Origin of the sequence: Sulfitobacter indolifex, assembly GCF_022788655.1 — a bacterium.
In the GTDB taxonomy this organism is placed as follows: Bacteria; Pseudomonadota; Alphaproteobacteria; order Rhodobacterales; family Rhodobacteraceae; genus Sulfitobacter; species Sulfitobacter indolifex.
Genome location: NZ_CP084951.1, coordinates 2,439,331 through 2,452,334 on the forward strand (window position 1 = coordinate 2,439,331; position 13,004 = coordinate 2,452,334).

The following is a 13,004-nucleotide window of genomic DNA, read 5'->3' on the forward strand; positions in this document are numbered from 1 at the left end:
CACGGGCTGTGCAACGACTCAAATATCAACAACCTCATGCAGTTCTGGGCAGCGCACTGGAAGCCCTTTGCTTTCCAATTCCTGCCGCAGACCTTCCATACCGCCGTCTCTTTCACCATGCACCAGAAAGGTCATCCGAGGCTTGCCGGTCGTCCCTAGCCAATCCAGCAGTTCCTGTTGATCCGCATGCGCTGAGAAACCATTAATTGTGTAGATCTTGGCATTGACGGGCATGTCCTTACCTTGAAGGCGAACGGACTTGGCCCCGTCGATGATGTCACGCGCCAAGGTGCCAAGCGCGGCGAAGCCGACAAATACAATGCTGCATTCTTTGCGCCAGATATTCTGCTTCATGTGGTGTCGCACCCTGCCCCCGGTACACATGCCTGATCCTGCCATGATGATGGCGCCCCCCCTGACCCTGTTGATCAATATGGAATCGACAACGTCGCGGGTGAGGCGCAAACCGGGGAGCACAAAGGGATCGGCCCCCCTGCTCATCCCGCGGCGAAGGTGGTCGCGAAACCCCTCAGGATGGGCGCGAAATATTTCGGTCGCGGAAATCGCCATCGGACTGTCGAGAAAGACAGGCGTGTTCGCAGCAAACACATCTTCGTCGATGCCCTTCGCCAGATAAAATAGAACCTCTTGCGTGCGTTCCAAAGCGAATGTGGGGATGATCACATTGCCCCCCCGCGAGAGGGTTTCGCGCACGGCTTCAAGAAGCTCCTTGATCGAGCCGTCAAGCGGGCGGTGCTGACGGTCGCCATAAGTGCTTTCGACCACAACGTAATCAGCCGTCGGCGGCGGTGTCGGATCAGGGAGAAGCTGATGCCCGCGATTGCCGATGTCGCCTGAGAAAACGATGCGCCGGCTCTTCCCCTCATCCACCGCGTCAATAACAACAGATGCAGCACCCAGGATATGACCCGCATTGATAAAGCGGGCATCGACACCTTTGCTGATCTTGAACGGCTCCTCATAGGCCAAGACGCGGCCAAAGCGCTTCAGCGCGGCGAGGACATCTGGAATGGTGTATAAAGGTGTGATCGGGGATTTTCCCTGCCGCCGTCGCTGTCGGGTGGCACGGGCTGCGTCCTCTTCCTGAATCTTGGCGGAATCCATCATGATCAATTCGGCCAAATCGCGGGTCGGCGCGGTGCAGATAATTTCGCCCTTAAACCCGCGTTTCACCAACAGCGGGATGCGTCCGCAGTGGTCCAGATGCGCGTGGGTCAGAAGAAGGACATCAATCTCGGAAGGCTCAAAACCAAAAGCCCCTGCGTTTTCCTCATCCGTATGCTGTCGGCCCTGAAACATGCCGCAATCGATCAAGATACGCAGACCGGCACACTGCAAAAGATGACAGGATCCGGTGACGTTTTGCGCCGCTCCGTGAAAAGAAAGTTTCATTCGGTCAAATCCTCATTGCAGGTCCGTAATGGTTCGAGCGAGGCGTCGCATTCCGCCCTACTGGCTTTCTTTCTTCGAAAGATTGCGTAGCCCAGCGAGGGTTAGGACGAATTCTCTCTCTGGCTGTCGCAGCATCACAAGGACCGAGACATCCAATCTCCTCTTAAAGCGCACCGAGATCATTGATCCGAACCTAACCGAGACTGAAAATGAGGTTGGCCGGGGAAGGACCGCTTAAACTGAAACTGCTGAGTTTCAGTGCCATTGATTGGCGTCTGCATGCGCTGCCCATATCGGCAAGTTCGACTGACCTCCTTTCGCGTAAATCAATTCCCAATGGCGTCTTTGACGATACCGTCCAATAGGGTTTGGACTTCCTGCATGGCGCCTTCGGGGTAATTGCGGAAACCGACGATCACCTCGTCGCCCTGATCGGCAACGAATATCCCATAGGGGCAATAGCCGATGTTCATGGGGTCAGCCTCCATCACCTTACGGGAGGTCACAGCTGAGCAGAAAATAAACACATCTGCTGCGTCGAAAAGCTTGACGTCACTTCCCACGTCCGCACCCGTTCGGGCGAGCATGTCCCCTACATGGCTGACATAATCGACAACGAGCCCACGGTCGACTATCGCGCTTTCGACAGCAAACGTGACATCTTCAAAGCTGTCATCGACAGAATAAGTCGTCATGCCTTGGGAAAAGGCCTGTGAGGCTGCGGTTATGGCGACAAGTATTACTGCAAGGCGTTTCATCGTGATCCTCCCGTTAAAGCTAAATGAAATATTGCCGCACGAACCCCCGGCGTTGCATTGATATGCATCAAACTGAGGGCGCAACTGCGGCTTCGGTCGTGGCAGTCTCGAACCCGTCGCTCATCAAACACCGTTCAAGGAACGTAGCTGGTGGACGCTGGATCTTGTAAGCTTAACAGAAATTCGACGATGTTGATCAATTTTGCTGGCACCAAAGTATTTGCGCCATTCCCGGTATCAAATTCGACCATCTCGTTATCCAAAAGATTCTCGAAAACAGGCATATCTTCGCGCGGGAGAGTATTTCGAGAATAGCCATCGATGACCGACATGATTTCAAGCATCGGCCAAACCCCATCGCGACGCGCGGCGATCTCGGTCAGGTTTGCGGGTTTCGTGGCCAACCCCGCCGCTAAAGGGCCATCCCCCCGCCCCGCGGTGCCGTGGCAAGCCACACAGTTCTCCATAAAAAGAGCTTCCCCAGCGCTTTGGGCCTCCACAGTTGTCCCAATGAGGAGAAGCGGGAGCAATGCGAGAAAGTGTTTCATATGTGACCTGCTTTTACTGACGTCCAATTGTGGGTGAGCCATGCTTAAAGCGGAATATCGTCATAGCGACGGGCATGACCAGTTCGCGCATCGCCGGCTGTGTTGATCGTTGTAGTCGAGATCATCTTGTAAAGACGGGTGAATTCTTCCGCATATTGGGCCAAGGCTATCTCGTAGAACTCCGCTTGGACCTGCAACAATTCGCCAGGGCTTTTGCAGGCGAGCATGGCGCTTTGAGCGTTCATATTCTCTTGCAGCCGATCGTTCACGAAGCGCGTGCTCTCGGAAATGATGTCGAGCCAGCCCTTAGAGGCGACCGGGTTCGTCGCCATCATGGCGACGGTGATCGCGGGAAGGTCAATGTTGGCAATCGTGGACGCCTTATCGTTTACTTTCATCGTACATACCCCCCTTATCTGCGCGGCGATTCTGCTGCTCCGAAACTGCTCAGCGACCAACCATAGCTTAACCCACGTTCAACCGACCGCATTGATCTAGATCATTCTGGCGGAGGGTAAGGTCTGTAAAATTGCGGTGCTCAATGTCGGGTACGACGGTGATACCGGGCAGTGATGCACAGTACCTCGACCGGCGGCCAAAGGCCGTAGCGCCGCGCTGCGCTGCGGATTGGGTCAAATCCGCTGGCTTGACTTTCAAGCTTGGCCGCCAAAGGCCCTTCCCACGACCCGTGACAAAGAAGCATATCCTATTAGCGGACCATCGATTTGATTTTCATTAATCTGAGGTCAGACTGAAAGTCTATTTGCTGACACCCCCTTAGGGCGTCCCTCCGAAGTCCAATATGGACTGCGCAGCCTATCTATTTTTGATCGAGCGCATCAGCAAACTACGTGGATGTGATCTGTTCAAAATGAGGGACGTCGACGTCATGACAGCTGATCCAGGAATCGGGACTGTGGACCAGTATGGGCACGCATCTGTGCACCAGTTTGTGCACGTCCACGGGTGGCTCCGACTCAGGTCGGGGCCCTGCGAATAAAATCAACCACTTAGGGGAAATTGGCTCCGGCGGTAGGGATACAGGACTATAATAGATGCATATAGAACATATACTTAGTCGAAAAGTCCCATTTCTTGTGTACCGGATTTTTCGTTTTTTGTGTACCGTATTTGGCAGATGTTCTCTGGACTGCAACATTCGAAAGCAAAATGCTGAAGCCCTGAAACTTCCTGGCACCATCATCTAAAAACTCTCTAGGAACCTGCAATCCTTAGGGCCCAAGTTTACTAGTACAAACAGCCTCTTGTGAGATCACCCTGCTTAGCGGGACAACAATGGCAAGATGTAGCAGCATGGAATAGCTCCGGAGCAGCACTTGCCCGCTCCCCATAGTCATGTCAGCTTGTACAGAAGAGGAGCGTTTGATGGCTAAGTGTGCAGAGTGTGGAACCAACTTGGGAGCGTTCAGCACCTACGGCCCCGGCGGGACACTTTGCAAGTCCTGCAACAAAACTAGGTTGGGCGGCAAAGAAAAAGCTCAAACAAAGCAAGCCCTGAACGAACAGATAGAAGCCGTACTTCTAACTACAGAGACAGCCCCCAACCTGAACATTACAGACCGCATTGAAATTGTAACGGCTGAGTGTGCCTTTGGGATGAATATGTTCAAAGATCTGTTTGCTAGCATTAGAGACATTGTAGGCGGGCGTTCTGAGGCAGTTCAGAAAACATTGAGAGATAGCAGGCGCACTGCCCTATATGAGCTTAAGAAGGAGGCTCACAAAGTCGGGGCAAATGCTGTTGTAGGGGTAGATTTAGATTACGTAGAGCTCAGCGGAGCGGGTAATATGGTGTTACTGGTAGCGTCTGGCACCGCTGTGATATTTGAAAGTAAGGAAGCTACATTATGAAGGCACGTAATATACTTAAGAAAACACAGCTCATAGCGGCAAAGAGTTTTCGAAGCTGTGCATTTTTATTGATCTTGGCAACAGCTTCTCAACCGGCTTTTGCACTAGATCGGGTGTCGATACTTTTCATTCAAAATGCACTAAACCAACACGGCTTTGAAGCGGGAGAACCCGATGGTAAGCTAGGTCCAGCGACAAGACGTGCTTTAGCAGCTTTTTCGGATAAGTATGGCGCTCCAGATCATGTTGACGGCGTAATGGAGTTCATGATTGAAAAGTCTATTCAAGCGAGGGAGGAAGTAACCTCAGAAGATCAACTTAACCAAATTAGGACGACTGTTTCTGAGAATCTCCGTGATCCGTCAAGTGCTGAGATCAGAAATGTTTACAAAACTGTAAATGGAACAGATGATTTAATTTGTGGGGAGGTCAATGGTAAAAATGCATATGGTGGGTATGCAGGTTTCACTAAGTTTTATGGCACCAACTTTAAGTCTCTAGGGTTCTGGTTAATGCATATTGATGATGCTGAGACCAGCGTTGCCGAATTTGTCTGCCTATTTTCCTTTCCTAAGCAAACCTCACGGCAATAGCCATACAACACTGCGGTTAGCGAGCAGAATTGTTAATACCAAAGAGGGGCGCTGCAGTGCATCCTAGATTTTTCATTTTCATGTTTGTCAAATGCGCAGTCAGGTTTATTTAAGACAATCCGGAACAGCGAAGCATGCGCTTAAGTTTTTTTGAAATCGGGCTTAAGTGTCGCAACCAACATAGATCAAACCCGAAGCGCCATTTTCCTTGGGGGCCCCAAGTTTTTTGGTGGCGCATCCTTATAGCTACGCCGAACGAACCTACGCGGTTTCAGTGTTGAGTATCCTGTGGACTGACATCCGGCTAATGCCCATCTCTTCAGCAATCTTGTAAGTGCTTCGTCCCTCAGCCTTCAGTTGATAGACCTTCTCACGGTTAATGCGCTTCTTGGTACCCTTGTAGACGCCCTTCGCCTTAGCTTTAGCAATACCCTCAGCCTGACGCTTGCGAATGATGTTACGCTCAAATTCAGCAAACGCTCCCATCATTTGAAGCTGTAGCTTAGCAAAGGCATCATCTGCGTCAGCTGAGAAGGTCAGGCGCTCGCTGAGGAAGCTGATAGCTACACCCTTGTCGTTGAGGGTCTGTATGATGTCCTGAAGGTCTCTGAGGTCACGTGCGAGGCGATCAATGGAATACACCACTACAGCATCACCTTCGCGAGCGTAGTCGATCATCGCTTGGAGTGCGGGCCTTTCCTTGGCGCTCTTACCGGACAGCTTCTCCTCAAAGGTCTTATCAACCTGCCCTAGGTCTTGGCGGTCTAGATTCTGGCCTTCGCTAGAAACACGCTTGTATCCGATAATCGACATAATGGCCTCCTAAGGTAACATTTGAGTCTAGACTACAGCGATTCTGGTAACATCTGCAAGATAAATGACCCTAATGGTACCCTTAAAGTAGTAACGCGGTAACAGCAATACTGAGGTACACCCTATGTTACTAGTATGGGGAGTTCTGGTTGCCTTGTTTCAGCATGTGTGGGTAAGTTTCCAAATGCACAAGGAGTTTCACTATGGCCTTCATGCCTGACAAACCACCCCACGACCCACAAGACGGCGACCAGAACGTAAAAGGCCTGATTTATACTAAGCTTGCGCAGCTCATAGCAGCAATCGGAATGCTTGGCGGCATCATTGTTGTGTTTGCAGGGTTCGTTGATGACAATCTCATCATAATCGCTTCGGGCATCTCATGCTTTGTTTCCTCCGTGATCATCGGAGTTTTAACCGATATTTCAATGTCTATCGCCAAGAGTACCTCTGCAGCCTGATGGCCCTCGCGATATAAAAGTAGCCGTCAGAGGCGAAACCTGCCAGGCAATCCGAGGAAAATTCCAAAGCAAGAAATGCTAAACCTACCATCGACTTGCTGATTGAATTCGATGCATAACCCATGGCGAATAAGCAATATATATAGGTGCAGACTCGAGCACAGGCACCAAATGCAGGAAAGCCTGTAACACAAGGGAAAAATAATCATGCCTTTGTGGTTGATCTATTCTCAACAACACCTATTTTATCAAAGTCCGATGCCAAGCCGTTTTACGGCGCAGATAGACGTGTCCGGCCATAATACTCATTAAGTCCGCGTAAATCGCCTCCTTTTAAAGGACTACTCCCCCAGGGGAGCTTTTTGCGTTTTAAATCTTGAAAGGAAGAAATTTGAAAGACCTCAACCGAACTTATAAAACCTACTCCGCCCAGTACGGTGCCTTGATTGAGGCGACCAGCCAAATATACTGTGATTATGAACCAGCTGACCCGACCACGACCGAAGCTCTAGCATTCTGGCTAGGAGAAATCGGCATCTTTCCTGACCGCCCTACATCCAAAATAAAGTATATTAGAGCCTTATCCGATTTCTGCATGGCTTACACGGCAAGCATCGAGGGGCGGGTAATTTGGCCAAGCGCGAATGCTGAGTTTTCCGGAGGCCCCTATGGTGGCGAAATAGTAAGACGGCTCAAAAAGGCCCTCGAGGGTCGGTACCTAAAGAAACTTCAACTCTCTTCGAAGAAGGACAAACTCTGTGCGGTATACGAAATACGAGTTCCAGACTTTGGCCATTTAACTCGGTTCAAACCCCACGGCCTAAGCCCTGTCGTTCAGGTGCGCAGTCAAAAGGTTCGACGGAGCGGCAAGCAGACCGGCGGACACAAACTTAGTCTTAAGCGCTTCGATCAAGAGCAGATCGCCAAACTACAAACTGAAATGAGGAAAATTCGGGCCTGTATGGCAGCGCATCCATTGACCCACCCTAACGGGGCTACCTTCAGCACAATCACCCGAATTTTCAATAACTCCGATCTAGAGCAAGGCGGACGAAGCTACGGTAGCTACCAGAACTATTCGGAGAGTGAGCGACTGACTATGACCATTGACCGAGAACCTGTCTGCGAAATCGACCTTAAATCTTGCTACCTAGCTATCATTGCCGCGAAACAGAAAACACGACTGCCAGATGATCCTTATGCAGTAATTCCTTATGTTCAGGAGCATTTGGGAACAGACAGGTTTACGGAAGTGCGCAACCTTATGAAGCTGGTAGTATCAAAGCTTCTGTCTGTAGACGGTAAACCGACCACCTTTCCGAAAGGCGAAAAATACAGAGGCTCCGATGGCAGAATCCAAACGCGAACAGTCAAACAGAAATTCAATGTCCCTAAGAAAGTCACCGCCAAAAGCCTATATGCCCAAATTTACGACACTTACCCATTCTTGAGGAAACGTAGTCTTAATGTGTTCCAGCTTATGAATATCGAAAGCAACATCATGACCGCGACAACCCTCCAGCTTGCCCTAAAAGATATTCCTACCTACCCAGTTCATGACTGTTTGATATGCAAGGCTTCGGACGAAGGCCGGGTTCTCGAGGCCCTTAAGGATATTTTGGTCCAATATCTAGGATCAATACCTGCTCTTGATGTTACCTACGCAGACGGAACTTATCGAATTTATAAGGCTAGCTATCCAGAGCATTTCAAGCATTACTTCGAGGAAGATATGATTGTTCACCCCGGAGAAGAGGATGACTTCTTAGTAATAGATGATCAAGATTATCAGCACCTCGCGGGATTAACACAATACCAATTAGGGAAGGAAGGAAGGGTATAGAGGAAGAAAAGTATATCCCTGAGGAGCCACGCCCACTCATCATCTTTACTGCTGCTATGAGGGCCAGTCGAAGTTAGGCATTCCTGGCATCACAACCAAAGCACGTGGAGAGGCCTACCAATAGGCCTCCCCTCCAAAGCTTTCATGCAATCCCCGCATAAGCAGCATTCTACAATGCCATATGGACAGCTTTAATCAGCGATCTAGGACCCTCCTCAGTATTGGGCTGGGGACCCAACTCAAATGTCAAGAACTGTATTAAAACGGCCTTTATAGTATCTCAGCTGGTTATAGTTCTATAACAACCCTCTGCAGCGCTTCTCAGGCTCCACTCCATTCTATGGTGACCCTCGTCGAGCGTTTCCCCTTGATGATGCTCTCAATAGCTTTCAGAAAATTGCGAACTTAGTTATCTCCCCAAGCTTTCGTGGCTAAAATCTTGTTCAGGTCTTCGACATACATGCTCGGAGGAACTCCCGTGCCATACCTCTGAGCGATAGCGGAAGAAGCCTTCGTCACGTGGCCTTGCAGGTAATCGACCACGTCAGGCGCAACCCTTGCCACTCTTCCTCTATCTTTGAATGTGTGACGGGTAGAGTAAGCGGTAAGACTGGGGTCGGGTATCTTGAGCTTGTTTCGTATGATGTTGTTTAACTGAACACTGACGTTGCTGTACGATGAAGCATCTGAGTATTTTCCGAAAGCACCTTCGTCTGCGTGGTTTGCTAGCTTTAAGGCTTTAAGATGCTTTAAGAGGGGGGCAGCTACCGGGACCGATCTCTCTACCCGGCCCTTATCAAGCCTCCTGTGACTGTTGGCCCGCATTCTCAGGTGAGGAGCTTCACACTCAAGGCGAATATCCCCCACCTCTAAACCAGCTGCTTCAGAGGTAGCGCAACCCGTGTAGAGCATGACTAATCCAATTAGGCCGATTGGACTTCCCCCGGCAAACTTCTCTACAAGAGCTTTCTCATATGCGGCTAGTTCACTTGGGGTGAAAGATCGTCTATCTTTGGCGGTGTCCCGTTCTCGCGACATGTTCCTAAGGCCCTCAAACGGGTTCTTTATCGTTTCGTTTTGGTATTCTTGGCGGGCGAAGTTGAAAACTGCTCCAAACTGGGAGGAATAGCGCCCTATAGTCGCCTCGCTCGCGGGCTCGCTGCCTTGCCTGTAGGTGTCCAGATAGGCTCGGGCTTGCTGCCGGGAAATGTCCTCTAGCGGCGTGTCCTTCCCGCCTAAGAAGCTTGCAAACTTCTGGTAAAGGGCGCGGACCTTGGTTTCAAAGATCCTCTGTTTATAGGGGTTTCTACGCTTCTCTTGCCTGTTGACCTCTAGGTAATCGTTGCATGCACTTGCCCATGTGGGCTTGACAGGAGCTTCGACTTCACCCGAGGCAATGAGGTAGGCGGTCTGAAACACGTCGGTTGCGTCCGCAGGCTTGTAGATCGTTCGCCATGTCTTTGCGTCGGTGCCAACCTCTTGGCTGACATAGAAATCTGACAGAAACCTGTCGTAGCGGTCCTTCCAATCTATCCGCTGATCAGTAAATCGGGACCGTTCCTCAGCCGTAGCGCTGGCCGTTAGGCTGGGTTGCTGGTCTGGGTGGAGACCGAGACGCTTAAGATACCTGGAAGCCACCTCCCGAACCTCAGCGGGGGTGAGGTCTCTCCCTAGCGCTGCCTGCTTCTCGGCCGTGGCAAGCTGCTTCTCCACCTCTTGATTGAAGATGCCGAGCTTCCAGAGGGCTAGGGCCTCATCCTTGGTAGCGAAAGATTCTTTGAACTCTGACTTGCCAATAACATTCTTCAATCTGGAGGGCACACGGCGACGGTAGGAGTACCAACCCATCGAGCTGCGCTTGAGGTACTTGCTACCCATGCCTATGCGAATCTCCCTTGCAAAGAAGGCCACACGGACGGGAGATGAAGACTACGCTTCTCACTACTCAAAGATGGTGGTGTGTACCGTGTGTGTACCGATTTTGCGTACCACACAAACTGCCAACCACCCTAAAAGTCAAGAAAATATGACTACGTCGAGGAGAAATTGGCTCCGGCGGTAGGGATCGAACCTACGACCAATTGATTAACAGTCAACTGCTCTACCGCTGAGCTACGCCGGAATGCCTATGTCTGTCTGATGAGTAACGCCACCGGACAGCGGCTCTTTAACGTGGGCGGTCCGGTGTGTGCAAGAGCAATTGGTCAGGAATGTCGAATTTTTTTCGATTATCGATATTCCCCGGCGAAATCGATTTGCCTGGTGCATGGTAGAGCACACTCCGTGATCACAGCTGTGTGACAATGCCCCCTCCCCGCGCTTCGGGCTGGACGGATCACGCTGACTGCGATTGATACTTTCTCAGCTTTCGCAACCCAAAGATCTATAAAGGAAAATTATGACCTTTCTCACCCCCTACCAGCCGCAGATCCTATCGTTGTTCCGCATCATGTCGGGCTTGCTGTTGCTACAGCACGGCACAACAAAAATCCTCGGATTTCCAGCAAGCCAAATGTCCGGCGCATCAATCACGTCAATGGGCGGCATCGCGGGTGTCATTGAGCTGATCTTTGGCGCCCTACTGGTGATCGGCCTTTTCTCGCGCCTATCGGCCTTCATCCTGAGCGGCCTGACGGCCGTGGCCTATTTCATCGCACATATGCCGCAGGGGTTCTTCCCGATGCTGAATGGCGGCGAACTGGCGGCACTCTATAGCTTTGCCTTCCTTTACCTCGCCGCTGCAGGCCCGGGGCCGTGGTCGGTCGACGCAATGCGCAGCAAGGGCTGAGGCCCGGTAAAAAAAAGGCATGGCCCGTCAGGGGGCCACGCCTATCGCTCAAGAACATTCTGTGCGGCTTAGAAGCCCGCAGCCTGCCCATCTTTACGTGGATCGGACCCAGCGGAATATCCACCCCCGGGCAGACGCTGCACCAACTGCGCCCCGCCAAAACCGAAAGCGTTGTCAGGCGCTTCGACATGGATGACATGGCCCAGATCGCGCAGCCCTTGCAGCAACTCCGGCTTCATCGCCGGTTCGCAGGCCACCTCTAGCCCAGACAGCATCCGCCAGCGCGGCGCATCGGCGGCAACCTGTACGTCTTGCCCCCAAAGCTGCGTGCGCAGCAGCAGTTGCATGTGGCCTTGCGCCTGAATTGGCCCGCCCATCATGCCGTAAGCCATCAGCGGCTGGCCGTCCTTCATGGCGAAACCGGGGATGATCGTATGAAAGGGGCGCTTGCCGCCCGCAACGATGTTCTGGTGTCCGGCCTCAGTGGTAAAACCAAATCCCCGGTTCTGCAGCGACACGCCCGTCCCCGGCACCACAATGCCCGAGCCAAAACCGGCATAGTTCGACTGGATGAAGCTGACCATCATGCCCGACGCATCAGCCGTGCTCATCAAAACCGTGCCACCCTGCTTAGGCGCACCGGCACCGAAATCCTGCGCTTTTTCGGATGAGATCAGCGCCGCGCGGGACTTGAGGTAGCTAGGATCAAGCAATGCCTTTTCATCCACCTCGGTCATCGCCGGACGGTCGCCGACATAGGCGTGCAAGTCGCGATAGGCTAGCTTGCAAGCCTCGATCTGCAGGTGCACAGACATCAGATCATCGGGGCCGTGATCGCGAATTTTGCTATGCTCGAGAATGCCGAGCGCCATCAATGCGGCGATCCCCTGCCCGTTTGGCGGAATTTCATGCAGCTCTACGTCGTCGAAGCTTTGGCTGATTGTGCCACACCATTCGGGCGTATTGGCAGCCAAGTCCTCCATGGTCATCGCGCCGCCATTGGCCTTTGCATGGGCGACGATCTCTTCTGCGATTTCACCCTCGTAAAAGGCGCGCCCGTTCGTTTCAGCGATCAGGCGCAGGGTACGTGCGGCACCCGGATTGCGGAACCGTTCGCCCGCGCGCGGGGCACGCCCATCTGGCAGGAAAGTCTCGGCAAAGCCCGGTTGTTGGCCCAAGACCTCGGCCCCGCGCGCCCAAAGCGTGGCGATCGTCGGCGAAACCAGAAAACCTTCTTCGGCATAGCGTATCGCCGGGGCCAGCACGGTCGCCAGATCAAGCTTACCGAACTTTTCCATTAACTCGACCCAAGCGCTGACCGCGCCCGGCACGGTGACACTGTCCCAGCCATGCTCGACCATGCCATTGGGGAAACGCTCAGGCGACCAAGCCGCTGGCGCGCGCCCCGAGGCGTTCAGCCCGTGCAGCTTCTTCCCATCCCACAAGATGCAAAACGCGTCTGAGCCCAACCCGTTGCCCGTAGGCTCCACCACCGTCAGCGCCGCGGCGGTGGCAATCGCCGCATCCACCGCATTGCCCCCCTGCTGCATCATCATAAGACCGGCCTGCGTGGCCAGCGGCTGAGAGGTCGCGACCACGTTGTCGGCAACCACGGGGGATCGGTGGGACGGGTAGATTGGATCGTGACGAAGCATAGCTGTCCTTTGCTTGGGTAAGGCCAGCGGCACGGCAAATCCGGCCGCCTGCGGCGTTGCTGGCAAACTGGACGTGAATGCATCTGCATGCAACTGCTCGGCGACGATATTTTAGGCGCCAATTGCATCGCAGCTTCAGGGGGTCTGAACCTTAGCTCGGTTCTCCGTTCCGTTTACGCGCTTTCCGATACAGAAGCGTCCGATGGTGCCGGAAGCTACGCTCGCAATGAGATGGGGTAAACACGACAACCCAAGCGGCC

At 52.6% G+C, this 13,004-nt stretch carries 12 protein-coding genes and 1 tRNA gene; 5 read left to right on the forward strand and 8 right to left on the reverse strand.

What is annotated here, in order from left to right; translation table 11 throughout:
* Window positions 1-18: 18 nt before the first annotated feature.
* The 4 genes from DSM14862_RS11940 to DSM14862_RS11955 form a co-directional block, all read right to left on the reverse strand.
* Window positions 19-1,413, reverse strand: coding sequence for an MBL fold metallo-hydrolase (locus DSM14862_RS11940; RefSeq protein ID WP_007117505.1), 1,395 nt, complete (start codon window positions 1,411-1,413; stop codon window positions 19-21).
* Window positions 1,414-1,739: 326 nt separating this feature from the next.
* Window positions 1,740-2,171, reverse strand: coding sequence for a hypothetical protein (locus DSM14862_RS11945; RefSeq protein ID WP_007117506.1), 432 nt, complete (start codon window positions 2,169-2,171; stop codon window positions 1,740-1,742).
* 134 nt (window positions 2,172-2,305) lie between these two features.
* On the reverse strand, window positions 2,306-2,719 hold the full coding sequence (locus DSM14862_RS11950) for a c-type cytochrome (protein WP_007117507.1): 414 nt from the start codon (window positions 2,717-2,719) through the stop codon (window positions 2,306-2,308).
* Between the two features lie 44 nt (window positions 2,720-2,763).
* Window positions 2,764-3,117: a phasin family protein gene (locus DSM14862_RS11955; RefSeq protein ID WP_007117508.1), complete on the reverse strand. Its 354-nt coding sequence runs from the start codon at window positions 3,115-3,117 to the stop codon at window positions 2,764-2,766.
* A 988-nt stretch (window positions 3,118-4,105) separates the two neighbouring features.
* Between DSM14862_RS11955 and DSM14862_RS11960 the strand changes: the two genes are divergently transcribed.
* Together DSM14862_RS11960 and DSM14862_RS11965 are read left to right on the forward strand one after the other, a co-directional pair.
* The gene (locus DSM14862_RS11960; RefSeq protein ID WP_007117509.1) at window positions 4,106-4,591 is read left to right on the forward strand and encodes a YbjQ family protein; all 486 of its coding nucleotides are present in this window, start codon (window positions 4,106-4,108) and stop codon (window positions 4,589-4,591) included.
* Window positions 4,588-5,184, forward strand: coding sequence for a peptidoglycan-binding domain-containing protein (locus DSM14862_RS11965; RefSeq protein ID WP_007117510.1), 597 nt, complete (start codon window positions 4,588-4,590; stop codon window positions 5,182-5,184). Before DSM14862_RS11960 ends, DSM14862_RS11965 begins: the two co-directional genes overlap by 4 nt.
* Before the next feature lie 261 nt (window positions 5,185-5,445).
* Here the strand turns inward: DSM14862_RS11965 and DSM14862_RS11970 are convergent, their stop codons facing one another.
* Entirely contained in the window at window positions 5,446-5,997 is a 552-nt protein-coding gene (locus DSM14862_RS11970) for a recombinase family protein (RefSeq protein WP_007117511.1), read from the reverse strand.
* Between the two features lie 203 nt (window positions 5,998-6,200).
* Between DSM14862_RS11970 and DSM14862_RS11975 the strand changes: the two genes are divergently transcribed.
* Together DSM14862_RS11975 and DSM14862_RS11980 are read left to right on the forward strand one after the other, a co-directional pair.
* Entirely contained in the window at window positions 6,201-6,458 is a 258-nt protein-coding gene (locus DSM14862_RS11975; protein ID WP_007117512.1) for a hypothetical protein, read from the forward strand.
* A gap of 391 nt (window positions 6,459-6,849) precedes the next feature.
* Window positions 6,850-8,301, forward strand: a complete 1,452-nt coding sequence (locus DSM14862_RS11980; protein ID WP_007117513.1) for a hypothetical protein — start codon at window positions 6,850-6,852, stop codon at window positions 8,299-8,301.
* A gap of 405 nt (window positions 8,302-8,706) precedes the next feature.
* Here the strand turns inward: DSM14862_RS11980 and DSM14862_RS11985 are convergent, their stop codons facing one another.
* Both DSM14862_RS11985 and DSM14862_RS11990 read right to left on the reverse strand, forming a co-directional pair.
* A complete protein-coding gene (locus DSM14862_RS11985; protein WP_007117514.1) occupies window positions 8,707-10,179 on the reverse strand; it encodes a DUF6538 domain-containing protein in 1,473 nt (490 codons plus the stop codon).
* Window positions 10,180-10,348: 169 nt separating this feature from the next.
* A tRNA-Asn gene (locus DSM14862_RS11990) sits at window positions 10,349-10,423 on the reverse strand.
* 276 nt (window positions 10,424-10,699) lie between these two features.
* Between DSM14862_RS11990 and DSM14862_RS11995 the strand changes: the two genes are divergently transcribed.
* On the forward strand, window positions 10,700-11,089 hold the full coding sequence (locus DSM14862_RS11995; protein ID WP_007117515.1) for a DoxX family protein: 390 nt from the start codon (window positions 10,700-10,702) through the stop codon (window positions 11,087-11,089).
* A 68-nt stretch (window positions 11,090-11,157) separates the two neighbouring features.
* Here the strand turns inward: DSM14862_RS11995 and DSM14862_RS12000 are convergent, their stop codons facing one another.
* Window positions 11,158-12,744 (reverse strand): gamma-glutamyltransferase family protein, encoded by a 1,587-nt coding sequence (locus tag DSM14862_RS12000; protein ID WP_007117516.1) that lies wholly within the window; start codon window positions 12,742-12,744, stop codon window positions 11,158-11,160.
* Window positions 12,745-13,004: the final 260 nt, after the last annotated feature.

Excerpts from the sequence above, each read along its gene's own strand:
- DSM14862_RS11940 (WP_007117505.1), bottom strand. The coding sequence starts at position 1,413 with ATGAAACTTTCTTTTCACGGAGCGGCGCAAAACGTCACCGGATCCTGT.
- DSM14862_RS11945 (WP_007117506.1), bottom strand. The coding sequence starts at position 2,171 with ATGAAACGCCTTGCAGTAATACTTGTCGCCATAACCGCAGCCTCACAG.
- DSM14862_RS11950 (WP_007117507.1), bottom strand. The coding sequence starts at position 2,719 with ATGAAACACTTTCTCGCATTGCTCCCGCTTCTCCTCATTGGGACAACT.
- DSM14862_RS11955 (WP_007117508.1), bottom strand. The coding sequence starts at position 3,117 with ATGAAAGTAAACGATAAGGCGTCCACGATTGCCAACATTGACCTTCCC.
- DSM14862_RS11960 (WP_007117509.1), top strand. The coding sequence starts at position 4,106 with ATGGCTAAGTGTGCAGAGTGTGGAACCAACTTGGGAGCGTTCAGCACC.
- DSM14862_RS11965 (WP_007117510.1), top strand. The coding sequence starts at position 4,588 with ATGAAGGCACGTAATATACTTAAGAAAACACAGCTCATAGCGGCAAAG.
- DSM14862_RS11970 (WP_007117511.1), bottom strand. The coding sequence starts at position 5,997 with ATGTCGATTATCGGATACAAGCGTGTTTCTAGCGAAGGCCAGAATCTA.
- DSM14862_RS11975 (WP_007117512.1), top strand. The coding sequence starts at position 6,201 with ATGGCCTTCATGCCTGACAAACCACCCCACGACCCACAAGACGGCGAC.
- DSM14862_RS11985 (WP_007117514.1), bottom strand. The coding sequence starts at position 10,179 with ATGGGTAGCAAGTACCTCAAGCGCAGCTCGATGGGTTGGTACTCCTAC.
- DSM14862_RS11995 (WP_007117515.1), top strand. The coding sequence starts at position 10,700 with ATGACCTTTCTCACCCCCTACCAGCCGCAGATCCTATCGTTGTTCCGC.
- DSM14862_RS12000 (WP_007117516.1), bottom strand. The coding sequence starts at position 12,744 with ATGCTTCGTCACGATCCAATCTACCCGTCCCACCGATCCCCCGTGGTT.